The organism is Mucilaginibacter sp. 21P (assembly GCF_019331605.1).
In the GTDB taxonomy this organism is placed as follows: Bacteria; Bacteroidota; Bacteroidia; order Sphingobacteriales; family Sphingobacteriaceae; genus Mucilaginibacter; species Mucilaginibacter achroorhodeus.
The window spans coordinates 3,088,319-3,106,369 of sequence record NZ_CP063061.1 but is presented as its reverse complement, the minus strand read 5'-3'; the positions used below and the strand labels follow the sequence as shown (position 1 = coordinate 3,106,369).

Annotated in this window: 16 protein-coding genes; 2 read left to right on the top strand and 14 right to left on the bottom strand. The window is 42.6% G+C overall.

Going from position 1 to position 18,051, the window contains the following annotated elements:
* Positions 1-8: 8 nt before the first annotated feature.
* From INP83_RS13970 to INP83_RS13920, 11 genes are all read right to left on the bottom strand, one after another.
* Positions 9-998 (bottom strand): IS110 family transposase, encoded by a 990-nt coding sequence (locus INP83_RS13970; protein ID WP_219124727.1) that lies wholly within the window; start codon positions 996-998, stop codon positions 9-11.
* Positions 999-1,438: 440 nt separating this feature from the next.
* A complete protein-coding gene (locus INP83_RS13965; RefSeq protein WP_219124726.1) occupies positions 1,439-2,860 on the bottom strand; it encodes a hypothetical protein in 1,422 nt (473 codons plus the stop codon).
* 250 nt (positions 2,861-3,110) lie between these two features.
* On the bottom strand, positions 3,111-5,609 hold the full coding sequence (gene ccsA, locus INP83_RS13960) for a cytochrome c biogenesis protein CcsA (RefSeq protein ID WP_219124725.1): 2,499 nt from the start codon (positions 5,607-5,609) through the stop codon (positions 3,111-3,113).
* 10 nt (positions 5,610-5,619) lie between these two features.
* Positions 5,620-6,030: a cytochrome c maturation protein CcmE gene (locus tag INP83_RS13955; protein WP_146272203.1), complete on the bottom strand. Its 411-nt coding sequence runs from the start codon at positions 6,028-6,030 to the stop codon at positions 5,620-5,622.
* Positions 6,031-6,182: 152 nt separating this feature from the next.
* On the bottom strand, positions 6,183-6,872 hold the full coding sequence (locus INP83_RS13950; RefSeq protein WP_219124724.1) for a response regulator transcription factor: 690 nt from the start codon (positions 6,870-6,872) through the stop codon (positions 6,183-6,185).
* Positions 6,865-8,499 carry a cell wall metabolism sensor histidine kinase WalK gene (locus INP83_RS13945; RefSeq protein WP_219124723.1) on the bottom strand — a complete coding sequence of 545 codons (1,635 nt, stop codon included), beginning with the start codon at positions 8,497-8,499 and terminating at the stop codon, positions 6,865-6,867. Before INP83_RS13945 ends, INP83_RS13950 begins: the two co-directional genes overlap by 8 nt.
* Before the next feature lie 190 nt (positions 8,500-8,689).
* A complete protein-coding gene (locus INP83_RS13940) occupies positions 8,690-10,126 on the bottom strand; it encodes a Glu/Leu/Phe/Val dehydrogenase (protein ID WP_146272200.1) in 1,437 nt (478 codons plus the stop codon).
* Between the two features lie 159 nt (positions 10,127-10,285).
* The gene (locus INP83_RS13935) at positions 10,286-10,495 is read right to left on the bottom strand and encodes a CcmD family protein (protein ID WP_219124722.1); all 210 of its coding nucleotides are present in this window, start codon (positions 10,493-10,495) and stop codon (positions 10,286-10,288) included.
* A gap of 1 nt (position 10,496) precedes the next feature.
* Positions 10,497-11,174, bottom strand: a complete 678-nt coding sequence (locus INP83_RS13930; protein WP_219124721.1) for a cytochrome c biogenesis protein — start codon at positions 11,172-11,174, stop codon at positions 10,497-10,499.
* A gap of 229 nt (positions 11,175-11,403) precedes the next feature.
* On the bottom strand, positions 11,404-12,552 hold the full coding sequence (locus tag INP83_RS13925; protein ID WP_219124720.1) for a carboxypeptidase-like regulatory domain-containing protein: 1,149 nt from the start codon (positions 12,550-12,552) through the stop codon (positions 11,404-11,406).
* Between the two features lie 32 nt (positions 12,553-12,584).
* A complete protein-coding gene (locus INP83_RS13920) occupies positions 12,585-13,268 on the bottom strand; it encodes a heme exporter protein CcmB (protein WP_219124719.1) in 684 nt (227 codons plus the stop codon).
* A 112-nt stretch (positions 13,269-13,380) separates the two neighbouring features.
* Here INP83_RS13920 and INP83_RS13915 point away from each other — a divergent pair, with 112 nt between their 5' ends.
* Together INP83_RS13915 and INP83_RS13910 are read left to right on the top strand one after the other, a co-directional pair.
* Entirely contained in the window at positions 13,381-14,190 is an 810-nt protein-coding gene (locus INP83_RS13915; RefSeq protein WP_219124718.1) for an SDR family oxidoreductase, read from the top strand.
* 4 nt (positions 14,191-14,194) lie between these two features.
* On the top strand, positions 14,195-14,683 hold the full coding sequence (locus INP83_RS13910; RefSeq protein ID WP_219124717.1) for a methylated-DNA--[protein]-cysteine S-methyltransferase: 489 nt from the start codon (positions 14,195-14,197) through the stop codon (positions 14,681-14,683).
* Here INP83_RS13910 and INP83_RS13905 read toward each other — a convergent pair.
* Genes INP83_RS13905 through INP83_RS13895 form a run of 3 tightly spaced genes read right to left on the bottom strand, consistent with a single transcriptional unit; the run spans position 14,667 to position 18,051 of the window.
* Entirely contained in the window at positions 14,667-16,616 is a 1,950-nt protein-coding gene (locus INP83_RS13905; RefSeq protein ID WP_219124716.1) for a response regulator, read from the bottom strand. The genes INP83_RS13910 and INP83_RS13905 overlap by 17 nt on opposite strands.
* The gene (locus INP83_RS13900) at positions 16,617-17,225 is read right to left on the bottom strand and encodes a chemotaxis protein CheB (protein ID WP_219124715.1); all 609 of its coding nucleotides are present in this window, start codon (positions 17,223-17,225) and stop codon (positions 16,617-16,619) included.
* Positions 17,215-18,051 (bottom strand): protein-glutamate O-methyltransferase CheR, encoded by an 837-nt coding sequence (locus INP83_RS13895; protein ID WP_146272192.1) that lies wholly within the window; start codon positions 18,049-18,051, stop codon positions 17,215-17,217. The genes INP83_RS13900 and INP83_RS13895 overlap by 11 nt, the downstream gene beginning before the upstream one ends.

Sequence of the window (18,051 nt, the reverse complement as noted above, 5' to 3'; positions counted from 1 at the left end):
ACAAATTCTTATGCAGCAATTTTCGAGCTGTATGGTAGATCTTTATTTATCACAGAAACAATACGCTGTAATATTTTATTCCGCAGTGCATTGATGACGCTCATTTTGTTTTTTCCTTCTTTCACTTTCCTTTGATAGTATTGGTACATTTCGCAATTTTTGTTTTTAACTATGGTCAATGCTCCCAGATGCAATAATGATTTTAGTTGTTTGTTAGCCATCATGCTGACCCTTGTCCTTGCTTTCACTGAAGTGCCCGAAGAATGTTCAAACGGGGCCACACCGCAATAACAGGCCAGTTGTTTAGCGTTGGTAAAATTCCTCATTCCGTTACTATAGGCGAGTAAATACCAAGCTGTTATTGCACCTACACCGGGTACAGATAACATCAGGTCATACACTCGCTTCATATCACCCTGAATGCTGATCAGTTTTCTTATGATCGCCTCTGCTTTTCGGATGCTTGTATCGATGCTGTTGATAGCCGGTTGCAGAACGCGTTTCATTTCTTTCGCCTGTGCAGTAAGTCCCATATCCGCAAACTCATTTACCGGCTGTTGCAATTGTTGCTTTTGCTTAATAAGCCGGTCCCTGAATGAGAGCCAGTCTTTCAACTTATAGATCATCTCTGATGGTTGTTCGGTGTCCGCTTCGCTATGGTGTTTAGCTGCATAAGAAGCAATACGTACTGAATCTACTTTATCGTTCTTGCCTCTTTGCAGGCCGATCGACCGCTTTATCTCAACGGGCATCACAACCCAGACCTTGTAACCGAGGCCAAACAGGTAAATCATCAGCGGACGGCTGTACAAACCAGTGTTCTCCATACAAAAAAGCGTTTGTTCGGGCAACATCTTTTCCAGGTTTACCCACTTCAGCAGTTGCTTATAACCTTTGGTGTTGTTACTGAATTTACTGTACAACTTACATCCCTCTGAACTCAACAACGTCACATCTAATGTGGCCTTGGATACATCAATTCCTGCAAAATAGTTCATAACTTTATTTTTGATAATCATCTGTAACCGGTACTGAACGTATTTCAATTCCCTGATAATAGGTAATCACACCTCAATTTCTATTTGAAAATGTGTTCAGTAAGCAGCAGGGTCTTCAATCTTTTGATAGGCATGCACGCCTTAAAAAGTCACATAAGAACATCCTGCTGCTCTGGTTACTATTTATGAATAATAAACAAGTCTAAGGGAAAAAGTACCAAAAAGAAAACTCGCGGCTACGGTAACGCGCTACAAAGTCAGTACTTCTACAGCGCCTGTGCTATCCGCACGTTACACTATGCCGCAGTGTTCGGTGTCGGTATGTAACTGCTTTGACTTTTCTTGTCAGCAAAAAAGCTTTGGGTGAAAGCTGGCAGAACGATGGCGGACTTGTGTGGGCTAAGAGGCATGGCACTACGTGCCTAAGCGGGAAAATGCACCTACTCTTTCACCCCCAACACCTCATAGGCATTCTTCAATGCATCATCAGATGTAAAATACTTCTTAATGATCTTCTCCTGCAGGTCTTTATCCGTTACGGCGGTGCGGAAAGTATTAAGCATCAGGCTGTAATCTGCGTGGTCTGAACCGGTGGCTACCATGGCTTTAAGCCATTTCCACATCACTGGTTCACCCATTTCTTTTTCGATAGCTAAAAGTAACACCGGCGTGTAATAGTACAGGTAATATTCGCGGTTGCCGTAATCTTTATCAGACACTACTTTTGAAAATGGTTGATATTTATGCAGATATTTAAGACTGTGTACCTTGTTCTGCAGATTTTCATTGTACACGGCTTCACCCTCTAAATGCTTAGTAAGATTAAACGCTAAGTACTCGGCAAAGCCTTCTTCAATGGCATGGCCAAACTCATTGCCGGGCTTTAACAATGTACCAAAGTAATAATGCGCCAGTTCGTGCGCCATGGTCTTTTTAGGCATACCGCTGTTTTTATCATCAAACATAGCATGCAGGCCATACCGCCCGGCTCCTACGTTAAAAGTTGTGGGTGCCGAAAAAAAAGAAAAAGCCCATTGTGCGGAATCAGCCACGGGTGTGGTTTGTACGAAAGCAAGATTGCCTTTAAAAGGTGTGCCAAAGTTTTTAGTGTAGTACGATTGGTAGGAACCCGCCAGATCAAATAACTTCTGCTCCTGCTGCGCGGTCATATCCGAATTGATAAGCCATACACCTTTATTTTGCTTTGCCTTAACGTCGCCACAGTACATAGACATCTCTTGCGTGGCATCGCTTTTAAAGCTACCTTTTGTCCCTCTCACCGGCTGGCTGCCGTTCAAAAAAAGCAGGCTGCAATCGTTACAGGTAATGTTGATATTGTACTTTACTTCTGCGTAACGGGTTCTTGTAGCTTTATCATACAATACAGGGTACCACGCCGCCTGCATTCCTTCGGCCCTTACCGAGTAACCGTTAAAGGCTATGTTGCCCCGCCAGTCCTGGCCCATGTAACCGCTCAGCGAATCAGCAATTACAGGGTACATGCCCGCATATTTTATCTCCAGTTCCTCAGGCAGATAACGCGCCGGGTTACCCGTGTTCTCGTGCAGGTAATACGCCTTGGTCTCGTCAGACTGGATACTGTCTTTGGTATCCATATCGTAGTACAAAGGCTGTTTGCTTCGTTTCAGGTCTTTAAAGTAATGGATGTTCATACCTGAATTAAGCCTGATGACGTAATCTTTTACATCTGGCAGGTCGGTCACTATGAGGTCGCAGGCAATAGTGCCTTTTTTTATTGAAATATTTACATTACCTGTAATCAGAGGTGATTTTTCCTGGGCATTTGTAAATAGTGGCAACAACAATATAGATGCGCTAAGTAATTTTTTTAGGCTAAGCATGTAAAGGGTATTGGTAACCCTAATTTAATGTTTGCCAAGCAGTTTTTACAGGTGTTTGTAAATTGTTACAGAACGCAATGCTTTGATGAGTATACTTACCATTCTTGTAGAATGTTCATCCGCTCCGACCATTTGATCACAGATGGTAGCTACACTAAAGCAATCTCTATCAGCGTAAATTACCATATAAAACGCAAAGAGCACAAAGGTAATTCCTTTGTGCTCTCCGTAAAATATTGTTTTATTGGCCTTATCTTTTGACTTCTGACTTTTGACTTTTGACTTCTGCTAAAGCAGGTTTCAGTTCTTTATTCCTTCTTAATATCGACATAAAGAACCCGATGACCATGATAATGGTACCCGCCCACAAAAAGTTGATGTAAGGGAACTCAACGGCCTTCATTACAATAAATTTCTTCTTGCTTTCAGGCTGTTGGTAAACCATAATTTCAACTTTGCCTTTATCCGGGATGATCTTTGAGAAACGCAGCTTTAAACCAGCTTCTTCCAGTTTTTTACCGAAATCGAAAACATTACGACCTTTTATCAGGTAAACCGGTTCTGTTGTGTAGGTTTTCCCCTGCGTTATAACTTCAAGCTGTGCGCCAACGGCAACATCTTTATCACTTAGCGGGATGTCCTTAACTTTTACCTGTTTGTTCAGGCTTTTTAGTATGATCTTGCCATCGCGGTACGGGATGGTATCACCAACGGCTACCTCATGGGCAACCGGTGCATCGTAGTTTTTATCATCGTCGGCCTCGGGATGGTCGGCGTGGTTTTCTTCCTGCTTAGGTTCGGCACTTATCACGTTGGTCATGGTGATGTGCGTGTATAAATCGCGGAACAGGTAATGCTTGGTATCCGGAGATGACGACATACCACCTTGAGATTGTATTACGTTTGGCCTCAATCTGAATTTCTCAGTCACCTTACCATCTTTCACTCGTTCATAATCGATATTGAACAAGTGCTGAGCGCCTTCTATGGTATCACCTTTAAAGGTTACGTTATACTCGCCCATTTTGATAGGCTGATTAAGGTAAAGCAGCAGGTTTTCCTTTGGATTCTCCTCTTTGTAAGATTCGGCAATGTGCTCTTCGCCCTGTTCGTTTATAGATACTACTTTTTTAGTACCTGCAGCTATCAGCGCGCCTACCAAAAGTAAACCAAAACCGATGTGTGATACGGCAGACCCGGCAAGTTTGTATTTACCTTTAAACGCGTCAGACAGTATTTTACCATTAGCAAAAACACTATACAACGATGCAAACATCACCAGCCAGAACACGAAGCTAAGTTTATACAGCCCGGTTGCATAGATAATTAACGCAGCTACCAACGCAGCAAATACGAGGTAAACGCCGGTAGTAATAAAGAAGCGCGTTATATCGGTTTTCTTGTATTTAAGGAACTGCGTGATACCTGTAAGCAATGCGATCACCACGGCAAATGATCCCTGAAAAACGTTGTATTGTTTGATAGATTCTGTTGGCGGCGCCCATTTGGTGCCAAACATCAGGTTCCAAACCGGCAGTGATGTTACTACCACCAATTGCAGGCATGATAGGCAAAGGAATACCGCACCTACAAACATCCAGAACTCGCGCGAATAAGTGTCCTCATCCTTTTTGGTGATGGGCATTTCTTTCCAGCGGCTTACCAGCAGGTAAACCATTATGATGAAGAATATAGCCATACCGATAACCAACTGCCAGAACAGGCCAAGGTCGGTAAATGCGTGTACAGATGTTTCACCCAGCACACCACTACGTGCCAGGAACGATGAATACCATTCGATAACGAAAGCAAGCAGTGTTAAAAATGCTGCCGTAAAATATGAATGACCACTGTTTTTAAATACGATAAGTACGTGTACCGCGGCCACCATAATTAACCAAGGAAAGATAGATGCATTCTCTACCGGATCCCAAGCCCAGAAGCCATCAAAATTCAATGATTCATAAGCCCAGAAAGAACCCATAATAACACCTGTGCCCAATATCATACAGGCAAACAAAGCGTAAGGTATTGCAGCCGGAACCCACTCCTTAAAACGTTTTTGCCATAAGCCAGCGACTGCAAATGCAAACGGCACTACCAAAGACGCCACGCCAAGGAACAACACCGGCGGGTGGATGATCATCCAGTAGTTTTGAAGCGAAGGGTTCATGCCCTTGCCGTCTTTTATAAAATCGAGATAGTTAGCGTTTTTAAATATCGGTGCATCGGCCATGGCATCGCGCAGCAATAAAAACGGTGAGCTGCCAATGTGGGCACTGCCTATCTGCAGGCCTAATATCATGGTACCTAAAACCGCTTGCGATAGCGCCATGATAGCCATAGTCGGCTTTTCCCAACTTTTGGCGCGCCATATTAGTACATTACCTAAAACCGCTCCCCAAAACATCCATAGCAAGAAGCCACCCTCCTGCCCGTTCCAAAAACCGGAAATTAAATAATAGGTAGGTAAGGTTTTAGAAGTGTACGACCAGGCGTAATGGTACTCGAAATAATGGTTGTAAAGAATGTAGAACAAACAAACACCCATACCGATGATAGATACGGTGTTTAACCAGTAGCCTATCCGCCCCATGCGCAACCACGATTTATCGCTGTTGGCAGCAGTTTCGGTGGTGGCAAAGTAATAGCAGATGAATGAAAAAAGTGCTGAACCGAATGCAAGTACAATAAAAAACTGGCCTAAACTACCCGGAAAAAGGTGTTCGCCCTGATAAGCTATCTCCATTAAAAACTATTTATATGCTGGCGCTTTGCGTTTTAGACTCAGCAACGTTCAATTTATCGTCGGTATATTTAGAAGGGCATTTCATCAGGATCTTTGAGGCATGAAACTCTTTGCCTTTCATAGAACCGGTCAGTACAATTTGTTCCGAACGTTCAAAATCCTGTGGTTTGGTACCACTGAACACTACCTTACACTCCTCACCTTTATTATCTTTCATATAGAAAGAAAAGTAGTTAGCATCTTTAGTAGCATCATAATACAAAGCTTTGGTTTTGTTAAGATGGCCTACAACATGTAGTTCAGCGTCAGCTTTACGGGCATCGTTAAAAGAGCCGTAAGTACTTGTGTTTGAATAGGTGCTTATGATAACAGCTATCGCAATAGCAATAGTTACTATACCGAAGATTGCGCTTTTTTTCATTGTTTATACAACTGCACAGAACAGTTTTGCAAAAATACAAAACGCAAAGCTAATAATGTTTATTACAAGGGATATTGCTTATTTAGAATTGTTATAGATTGCATAGGTAAAATGTGATAAGGTTTAGGCATAAGTAATTTGGTTCGCAGTTGTTACCACACCAGCTTATACCCCACTCCTCTTACGTTGATGATCTGCACCTGCGGATCTACCTTAAGGTGAGTACGTAACCGGGTGATAAACACGTCTAAGCTGCGGGCATTAAAGAAACTGTCATCTCCCCATAAAGCGTCAAGCAGTCCCTTGCGCGGGATAACCTCGTATTGGTGTTTGCAAAGTATTTTTAAAATATCGCTCTCACGGGCGGTAAGTTGTATAGTAGTTACTCCATGCTGAAGCATATTTTTGTTTGGCGAGAACGAAATATTGTTGATAGCGTAAGTCTCCTGTGCCGATCTGAGCTTAGGTAAAATGCGATTGGTGCTTAGCAATACCTTTATACGCACTACCAGTTCCTCAACGCTGAACGGTTTTTTAAGATAGTCATTAGCGCCACTCTCAAAACCTGCAACCACATCCTTTGGCTGCGAGCGTGCAGTAAGAAAAATGATAGGTGTTGTGCTATCCGTTGCCCTCACTTTACGAGCGACTTCAAAGCCATCCATTTTGGGCATCATTACATCAAGCACCAAAATATCGTAATTAGTGCTTTGATAGCTTTTCAGCGCTTGCTCGCCGTTGGCGCATAGTGTAACCGCAAACCCGCTTTCTTCCAGGCTTTCGCGTACAATATGCGCCAGGGCTAACTCATCTTCGGCTAACAATACGCAGGTATTAGTCATTACTTAAAGGTAAAGTAAAACTAACCGATGTACCGTTTCCAATAACACTTTTTACATCAACTTTGCCACCGTGCGCTTCTACCATGTGTTTTACATAGTTTAGTCCAAGCCCTGTACCCTTTATATTGTGTACATTACCGGATGGCACGCGATGGAATTTATCGAATATTTGCCCCAAATGTTCGGCAGGTATACCTATGCCGTTATCTTTTACAATAAACTCTGCATAGTTGCCAATTTTTGAAAGAATGATCCTTATTACAACAGGCTCGGCACAATATTTTACAGCGTTGTCGATAAGGTTAGCAAGGATATTTCGCAGATGCAGTTTATCAGCAAATACGCTCTTTACACCAACTGTATTTTCAAAACTGATGTCAACTTGTTTGTCGGCCTTAAGCGTTTCAGAATTAACAAGATCGCTCATCAATCCGTCGATGTCTGTCCATTCTTTATTTAACGGGATATCATGGCTTTCAAAAGCTGCTATATTAAGCACTTTATTCACCAGATCGTTAAGCCTGCCGAGCTCGTTACGACAAGTTTGCAGGTAGCGCGCTGTTTTATCAGGATCTTCCAGCGCATTGTACTTTTGCATCCCCTCTATCGCTACAGATATGGTTGCAATAGGTGTTTTCAGCTCGTGCGTCATGTTATTAATAAAATCATCCTTTAGCTCCGTCAACCGTTTCTGGTTAATGATAGTTCTGATGATGTAAATAAAGCAGAAAATAGTGAACACAATTAACAAAGCCGAAAATAACAGTGGGGCTAACATTTCTTTTAGCAGGCCCGCCTGCGCCCTGTCAAACACCGCCCTCACAAAAAGCTGATTTTTAGAACTATGCTGCAAAAACAGGAAGCCGTGATATTTGTAATTTACCTCATCTGTTTCGCTGTATCTAAGATCATTCACATGATGTGGGTCGGCAGTTTTGGCAGGAATCGGTTTATCTGAGATACTTAGTTTAAAGCTCACCTTTGGATGCAATTTGTTAAGCTCTGCACGGTAATATTTTGCTATTTTGAGGCTATCAGCCTGCCTAAAATTTGGTGGAAGCTCATACACCCCGTGCTTAATTATTTGGTTATGGGCCATGAGGCTATCGCTTGGCTCTTCATTTTTATGTTTTTGCAAAAAGCCCTGTAGTTCCCCAAAATGGCTTGCTATATCTTGCATAGATAACAGCATTTCTATCCTATCTAAAAAAGAAGGCACATAGAAAGACATTTCTGTTAATATCTCGGGAGTAGTTGCCTTGTGTGGGAGTTTGCGGCGGTAGAAATCATAAGCACCCAGTAGCATATGATATGGCTGTCCAAAGGATGTATACTTATCAGATACCATAATATTTAAACTTGGATGCGCAATGTCCCTTTCTATTATCGTATCAAGCTTAATATGAATGGCGGTATCAGACAGGCGATACACCATTACCTTACGTATAGAATCAAAGTAGTCTTTTTTACAGCTATCCATTGCCCGCTGCATGGCTGTGTTGATATCGCGGTCAAATTGCTGCTTGTTAAGCTTGTAAGCGTTAATACTCCAATAAGCCTGAAATATAATGATACCTGTGAGCGCAATTGCAGCCAATACCATTACTATCTTTAGTTTCCGTTTCATATAATTTGCGGTTGATTAAGATAAAGGTAATTTACAAGCCCGCAAGCGCTCTTATCTGTTAACATACGTTAACATAAAATAAGGTTGGTTAAATAAGAGAAACCTCTTGAAACAAAAAAAGCGGCATTTCTGCCGCTTTTGTATTCAAAAGAGAACCTAATCTCCAATCCCTAATCTTTATAACAATAAATCACGGCCACACGCCAAGGTTTTGGTATGATACCGCAATTTTGTTGATAGCGCCAACCATGGCTGCATTACGCAGGGTGCCAATATCCGGATTGCTTTTGTAGATCTCGCGGATCTCGTGGTATGAGCGGATCATGGTGTCTTCTAAACCCGAATTTACCAGTTCCAGCTCTGATGCACCTTTAACAATAGTAGCACGCTGAATAGGCGTTAAGGCGATACCCGTAATACCCTCAACCATGTTTACGAGGTTAAGGTTAGAGTTTTCCTCAAAACGGCGGTTCATGCGGCCAAACGCTACGTGGCTAAGGTTCTTTAACCACTCAAAGTATGATACGGTTACACCGCCTGCGTTGGCATACATATCCGGGATGATCATACCACCGTTTTGGTAAAATATCGCTTCAGCCTCAGGTGACGTAGGGCCGTTTGCACCCTCAGCAATAATTTTCGCTTTAATGTTACGGATGTTTGCTTCAGTGATCTGGTTTTCCAAAGCAGCCGGTACAAGAATATCGCATGGTTGCTCTAAGCCTTCCATGGTGTTTTTAAACTCTTGTTTAGCACCTGCGTAACCTAAGATCGATCCGCTTGATTTGCGGTGTTGGAAAACTGCCTCAACATCTAAACCGTCCTCGTTGTAAACGGCACCTTCAAACTCGCAGATACCTACGATAAGAGCACCAAACTCTGACAAGAATTTAGCCGAGTAGTAACCTACGTTACCTAAACCCTGTACAATTATTTTTTTGCCTGATAAACCCGTTGTTAAACCCAACTTATCCATATCCTCGGCAACACTAACACACTCGCGAACCGCAATAGCCACACCACGACCGGTAGCTTCTCTCCTGCCGGCAATACCGTGTAAAGCAATTGGTTTACCTGTTACAGCGCCAAGGGCATCTAGCTGACCAGGATTCATGGTTGCATACGTATCGGCTATCCAGCTCATTTCGCGTTCGCCCGATCCGTAATCCGGTGCAGGTACGTCAATGCTTGGGCCAATAAAATTCTTCTTTATCAATTCCACTGTGTAACGGCGGGTAATATTTTCCAATTCGCCAACAGTGTAATTTTTTGGATTGATCTTGATACCACCCTTAGCGCCGCCAAATGGAACGTTAACGATAGCACACTTGTAAGTCATTAGTGCTGCAAGTGCCATTACCTCATCTTCGTTCACCATTTCGCTGTAGCGGATACCGCCTTTGGTTGGTGATTGATGATGAGAGTGCTCAACGCGCCATGCATCTATAACTTCAAAGCCATTGCCTTTACGTATTGGGAAGCGGAAGCGATAAACGCTGTTACATGATTTGATCTGGTCTAATAAACCGGCATCGTGCTTGGTGAATTGCGCTGCGTGATCGAAGTTTTTACAAACATCGCCAAAGAAATGCGTTTCCTGGTTCGCAGTCGGGTTATTCGTGCTCATATTTAGATTTTTGGTATAATTATTAATTTCTTAAAAAAGTGCCCAAATTTGGTATATTTTTTACCAATATCGCAACTGTTAGAAAGATGGTGTTTTATTTACACCTTGCCCGGCGGCAAGCGAAAACATCATTTAAACAATGCTGTAAGGCTTTTTGATTTAATTTTCTTTCTCGATTTTTTTTAAGCGCCTGTCAATTGCAAACAGGTATATCGCCAAACCGACGAATACAATGGCTATGGTAGCAACCACTACGTATATTTTACCTGAGCTGCGTAATACATCAGCCATTTCAACAGTTTTGCCGCCCTGGGCATTTACGGCGACAAAGCTTAACATCATTACTATCAGGGTTAAAAGTTTCTTCATTTTAGTTGATGGCGTTCTTTTTATGTTCAATTAAACGGATACGGTAACGGATAGTGGCTATCCAAAGTGACAATAAGCTCCAGCCGATAAATGCCGGATAAAGCACCAAACGCATGTGACTATCCAGGTCGTATTTGTTAAAGCCCGGGTTACCGCCCGCACCACCGGGATGCAGCGAATCTGTCATGCGGGGTAATACAAACAGCAAAACGATCATTACCGGGAAAGCAAATATGTTATAGATGGCAGAGATCTTAGCGCGCGTCTGTTCTTCGTCAATAGAATTACGCAACACCAGGTAAGCGCAATACAATAAGAATGCAATGGCCGCGCTGTTTTGCTTCGGGTCCCCGCTCCAGAACTCGCCCCAGGTGTATTTTGCCCAAAGCATGCCGGTTACCAGGCCCAGTCCGTAAAATATCATACCTGTGTTTACGCATTCAACTGCTGCAAGGTCGTGTTCCTCTTTGCCTGTACGCAGGTATAAAACGCTAAAGAACACTGATAAAACCAGCGCCGTAAGCATAGCCATCCACATAGGTACGTGAAAGTAAAGATTGCGTATAGTTTCATGCAGGATATCCAGGCGTGGCACCTGGAAAAGCATACCGGATATGAGTGTGTAGAACACCAGCACAACGGCCAGCACCTTCCACCAGGTTTTGTATATAAACTTCATATCAAAAATATGCGGCAAAGGTAGCAATAAGATGTATCCAATTATATCCTCTCCGTCATAATTAGTAATGTTATACTATGCAAGCATAGGAGTTGAAAAAGTTGTGTTGATTAGGGTTTTGTGTTGAGAGAATGATAGTACAGATCCGTTTTAGAGATTAGAGATTGAAGATAAGAGATTAGTTAAAAATTTTGCCACGATACCGCATCAGGCAATCCTAATCTCTGATCTATTTATCTGACGGTTCATAATGTACCGGCAGCATGGCGGCGAGTTTTGATTTTGACCAGGTGCCCTCCACCAAAGGGGCATTGGCCACAACGGTGCCATTCATATCAAAGGCAGCAAAGTTTCCGCTGAGGGTAATGATACTGGCTTCGTAGTTAGGCATATCCAGCGGCCGGTATACATCTTTAAAGTTATCCTTTTCAAAGCGTTTAGTGTACATCACGTATAAGTAGTGAGGAAAAGTAATTACGTAGATACCATCTTGCTCAGTCTTTCGCAGCACAGCACTTGCAGCTAAGTTTGGTCTGGTTAAATGTTCCTGGTACCATTTGGGCATATTTTCCATGTTTATCCAAAACATCGCCGAATCGCGTTTAAAGCCGTTGAACTGTTTGATCTTCTTTTTGATCAACCATTCTGGGGCGCGGTTAGGGTCGGGACTACGCATTAGATCGTATACCTCGAAGCCCTCCTGTTGCAAACGGTCCTTGTATAAAGATCTATAGAAGTGCCTTGCCGATCCGTAATATGCTTCGTCGCGCCTGGCCTTCCATTTTTTCTTTTGTTCTGCGCTGCCCGGCAGATCTTCAAACAGCGCTTTGCCTGCGTAACTGATGATGCCGGAGATATTGTTACTACTAAAATCGGCCAACAGAAATTTCACCTTATAGCCTAATGCATAGTTCTCAACCTCCAAGAACTCATCGGTAGATGCCTCAAGCGTTTGCGTTTTACGGGTGTAGGATAAATTAAGTATCCGCGGATTAGCCACTTTACATTGGCGGGCCGCATCATCATTACCAATAAATTCTTTTTTAAACTGTTCGTAGTTCTTTTTCCAGTCGGCGTTGGAGGTAATCACTACCTCCCGCATCATCATTACTTTGGGCGTAAGGCTTATCTTCAGATCAAGCGTATTGTTATTCACCTGAACCTTTTGGGTATATTCCTCGAAACCTAACACAGACACTACCAGATCATATTGGCCTGGTTTTACGCCGCGGAGCGCAAATGTGCCATCATCGGCAGTAGCAGTGCCGTATGAGGCATTATTTAAAAATACGCTTGCTTTGGCAACCGGATTGGTACCGCCCTGTGCTGTTACTTTACCAGTAATTACACCATTTTGAGCCTTAATTGTAAAAGGCAATATCAATAAAATGCTAAAAGCTAAGCGAAAGATTAATCGCGCCATAAAAAGGGAAACAATATGAGGGATGACGCAATTACTATCACATTTATTGCCAGCAATACACCAATATTATTGAGGCTAAGGCTGCGGTCTATTCCATCCATGGCGGCTTTGCTTACTTTAACCAAAAGCAATATAACAGGTATCACAACTGGGAAACTTAATATCGCCATCAGCGTACCGTTATTGCCTGCTTTAGAAGCTATTGCAGAGATCATGGTAAATACGGTAGAAAAACTCATACTACCCAACAGCACGGTAATAAAGTAATACAGCATATCATCTACCTTATTAGGAAAAAACAACAGGTACACTACCAATGCCAGCACACTAAGCAGCGACATGAGCAGTGTGTTGTAAATAGTTTTGGAAAGAATTATGGCTTGCGGGTGAGCAATGGTATAATAATACAGCAACCGGGCCTTGCTCTCCTGCAGAAAGCTTTTGGCAATGGCATTAACTGATGCAAATAGCATGATGATCCAGAACAGGATATTCCATACAATGGGATAGCCAGGTGTTTGCTTAAAACCAGGATTTAAATTGAAAGAGATGTAGCATACAAATACCGTGGAGACAATATAAAGCAGGATGCCGTTGAAGGCGTATTTAGAACGCCACTCAAGGATGATCTCCTTCTTTAACAGCTCAATAGTTTGCCCCGCCAGTTTCATGTCGCGAATTTAATAAGTTAAGTCCGAAGTCGAAAGCTTTGAGTATTAAGTCACAAAAGATTGACCAAGTATTTGACTTAGGACTTTCGACTCAAACAGCTACCTTAGCAACATGAATAATTTGCGGTTAAATAACAAATGGGTATTGGTTACGGGTGCATCATCGGGGCTTGGGCAGGAAATGGCCAGGCAACTTGCAACCCTGCACAAAGCCAATTTAGTTATTGCCGCTCGCCGGGCAGACAAACTGGAACAACTTAAAGCTGAACTGGAAAAAACAGCAGGTGTAAAAGTTAAAGTTGTAGTTGCCGATCTATCCACCATTGAAGGCGCAGACCACGTAGTTGCCGAATCCCTTGCTAATGGAGACTTGTATGGCGCAATCCTAAATGCCGGTGTCACCTACTTTGGGCGACACAGCCAGCTGCCGTGGGATCAGTTTGAATCTATCCTAAAAACCAATGTTATTGGTGTAGTGCGTATGGCTAACGCTCTGGTAAGCCACTTTGAAACAAGCAAACAAGAAGGTGGCTTAATGCTGGTATCAAGCATGGCCGGTTTTTTCCCTGTACCGTATCAAACCGCATATTCGGCTACCAAGGCTTTTATTAATGCATTTGGTAACGCCCTGTATAACGAGTTGACCAATCCAAACTTTTCGATAACCGTATTTGCTCCCGGCGGCATCGCTACCGAAATGACCCATGGTGCCGAATTTGGCGAATTACAGGGCTGGTTAATGCCGGTGCAACAAGCCGCTAAAGAGGCTATAAACGCTTTCGTTACCCGCAAGTTCAGCTACGTGCCGGGGCTTATGAATCGTTTAGGGAAGGTGTTTATGAAGTTCTTACCTGCAAAATTTATCGGCGGCCGTATGAGCAAGGTTTATCTCAAATCGTTATTAAAAAGCGAACAGCAATAAGATCATGGCAGAGGTTTACTATTTGTCGCCCTTAGGTATCACAAATATCGTTGAAGAGGATGGCTTTATTACAAAGGTATCTATTCGTGATGAGGAAGATCTTAAGCCTACAACTACAGATGTTGCCGTACTTAAACAAGCCATAACACAGCTTGAGGAGTACTTTGCAGGCAGCCGAAAGGCGTTTGACCTCCCACTGAAACAGCCGGGATCAGATTTCCAGCAAGCCGTTTGGCAGGAGTTGCAGCGCATACCTTACGGCAGCACCATAACTTACAGCCAACAATCGCAAAAAATGAACAACCCTTTAGGCATAAGGGCAATAGCAGCAGCCAACGGGCGTAATAATTTATGGATACTTGTGCCTTGTCACCGCGTTTTAGGCAGCAACGGAAGCCTTACGGGTTATGCCGGAGGCTTATGGCGTAAAAAGTGGTTGTTAGAGCACGAGGCTAAAACACTTGGCGTAGGCCAGACTACGCTGGCATTTTAGGCTTAATCCTTTTTTTTAAAAGCCTGATCATTTTATCGTGAAGCTCGTGCGCCTCAAATGGTTTTGGCAGCACATCGTTCATGCCCGAGGATATAGCTTCTACCTGCTCATGCTCAAACGCTGATGCTGATAATGAAATAATAGGTACGCTCCTTTTAGGCTCCTCAAAATCCATACGTATGGCGCGGGCCGCCTGATAGCCGTTTAATCCCGGCATGTGGGTATCCATCAACACGAGGTCAAAATCCTGTTCTTTTAGTTTTTCAAGAGCTTTGTATCCGTTATCGGCAACCTCAAATTCAACACTCCAGTCTTTAAGCATTTTGGTTACCATAAACTGGTTTATCATGTTATCTTCGGCTACCAAAACACGCGTGTTCACAAACGGTGCAAGCTTTCTGCCCACTTTTACAGGCTTTGGCGTATTGCTCTCATGTGCTATGTTAAACCAGTTTGTAAAATTAAACACACTACCTTCGCCTAATTTACTGCTTACGGTTAGTTCCCCGCCTTTAAGCTCTACAAGTTTTTTTACAATGGTAAGCCCTAAGCCGGTACCGCCATATTTGCTTGAAGTATCATCCTCTGCCTGCTCAAATGATTCAAATATCTTTGTTAACCTTGATGCCGGGATGCCTATACCGGTGTCTTCAATGCTAAATTTCAATTTAACACGGCTATCATCTATTTTTTGCAGAACGGATACCTTGAGCTTTACGTAACCTCTATCGGTAAATTTAAGCGCGTTGCTCAGCAGGTTCATTAGTATCTGGTTCAGCCTTAACGAATCTAACTGCAGCATTTCGGGCACATCGTTATCAATTTCCTTGGTAAATTCGATATCCTTCTCGTCGGCCTGGTATTTAAGTAAGCCGTAAACGCTGTTTACAAGCGCCCTTACATTATTAGGTGTACGCACAATGCTAAACTTACCTGCCTCAATTTTTGAAAGATCGAGTACATCGTTGATAACCCCGAGCAGCGAACGCGAAGATGTTTCCATCATGGTTAACAGGTTTTCTTGCTGCTCGTCAATATTTGTTTTTTTTAGCAGGTTGGTCAGCCCTATGATACCATTTACCGGTGTGCGCAACTCATGGCTCATATTGGCTAAAAACGTTTCTTTAATTTTTTTGCCATATTCAGCAGCTTCCTTTGATTTGATAAGCTGTTGCTCATAACTTTTTTGGGGCGATACATCACTGATGTTCATAAATATTGTCCGCCCGCGGTAAGAAACGCGGCATTCTGTCCAGATCACGCTTTTATTAAAGGTGCTGAACTGAAATTCCATTACTGAGAAAGGTTGATTCTCTCTTATGATCTCACCTAATTTTTTTCTGAAAGCAGATTGTTCACTTTCAATTGCAAAATCGACTATGCTTTTATCTAATACCTCTTCCGGCTTATGACCCAGTATCGTCTCAACAGCCTGGTTTATGGTTTCAATGCGTAAACTGTCGGCATTTATAGAACAGATGATATCGGCACTGTTTTTAACTACAAGCGCCATGTTTTGTAATTGCTCGTTTTTTTGTTTGATCTCTTCCTGGCTGCGCGAAAGCTGTATAAATGCATCAACCTTGGCTGAAGTTACGTACGGATCAAGCGGTTTGTATAGGTAATCTACAGCGCCTGCGCCAAAGCCTTTAACAACATATTTAGATTCTTTGGAAATAGCTGTAACAAAGATCACCAGGATATCTTTAGTACGCGGGTTAGACTTTAGCATTTCCACCAACTCAAAGCCATCCATCTCCGGCATTTGCACGTCTACAAGGGCTATACAGATCTGGTTCTCCCAGGCTATTTTTAAAGCCTCGTTTGGAGAGGTGGTTGTAAATAACTTGATATCATCGCGTTTAAGCAATGCCTCAAGAGTTACTATATTTTCCTCTCTGTCGTCGACAATAAGGATATTAATGGGAGTCATCTAATTATGTTGGGTATCAGGTGGTGTTTGTAAAAGCTCAAATATATCTTCAAAAGATAACACGTATTCCGCAGCATGCATGTCAATAGCGGCCTGCGGCATTTCCGTCATTTCTGCATCTGCGGGGTCTTGTGCAATGGTTAATGCCCCGCTTCGCCGCAATTTAAGTAAACCCTCTGCCCCATCCTGGTTAGCGCCTGAGAACAAAATAGCTGTTACGCTATCTCTGTAAACCTCTGCAACGCTTTCAAAAGTCACATCAATGGAAGGCTTTGAGTACCAAACTGCTTCAGATACATCTAAACTGAAAAAGCCATCTTTTTCAACAAGTGAGTGATAATTTGCCGGGGCTATGTATATGGTGTTGGCCTGTATGGGTTCTTTATCGCTTATCTCGCGTAAGAACATACGACTATTCTCGGCAAACAGTTTTTCTATCTCTGAATAAAAATTTTTTTTACGGTGAATAATGATAATCACCGTTTTATCAAAGCTCTCCGGCAATACCTTCACCAGTTTAAAAAACAACTTAAAAGAGCCCGCGGAACCACCTAAAAGCAGTATTTGCGAGCTAAGCCATCGTTGTTTTATGTGAGCATCAAGCGCCAATTTTTTGGTAGATATTTTCCTTTTGGTTGATCACTTTAAATTTCTTGCGGAAAGCATCTGAGCGGATAGTTTCCTTATTACCCAGGCAAAGGTAACCCAGCGGACAAAGGCTGTTGTAAAACAGCTCGAGTATACGGTGCTGCAATTCTGTTTCAAAGTAAATAAAAACGTTACGGCAGCTGATCATCTGAAACTCGTTGAAAACGGTGTCGGATATCAGGTTGTGTACAGAAAACAAGGTATTTTGCTTTAACTCACTCTGTATAGCTGCTGCATCGTAAGCAATAGTAAAATGATCTGTTAACGATCCCGGCAAACCGGTAAACACATAATTTTCTGCATAGCTTTTGATCTTGCGTAAGCTGTAGATCCCCTTCTTTGCTTCATTAAGTACTTCAGTATTTACATCAGTTCCGTAGATGAATGATCGCTTTAGCAAGTTCTCCTCTTTCAGAAGAATAGCCAGCGAATACGCCTCCTCGCCAGATGAGCAGCCCGCGCACCAGATCTTTACATGCTGGTAAGTTGACAGGTATGGAACAACCTGGCTCCGTAAAGCTTTGTAAAAAGCCGGATCACGGAACATCTCTGTTACGTTTACGGTTATCTCCTCTAAAAATTCCTGAAAAAAGGGAGGATCGTTAATAAGCAAATGCTTAAGATCATAGAAAGCCAGTTTCTTCAGCATCAATATACGACCGATGCGGCGCTTAAACGACGCTTCCGTGTAATCGCTAAAATCAAAACCGTGAATCTTTTTAACAATATCTATCAGTTCTTTTAGCTGTGCGTCTGTTATAGTCTCTTTAGAAACAGATATATTCAT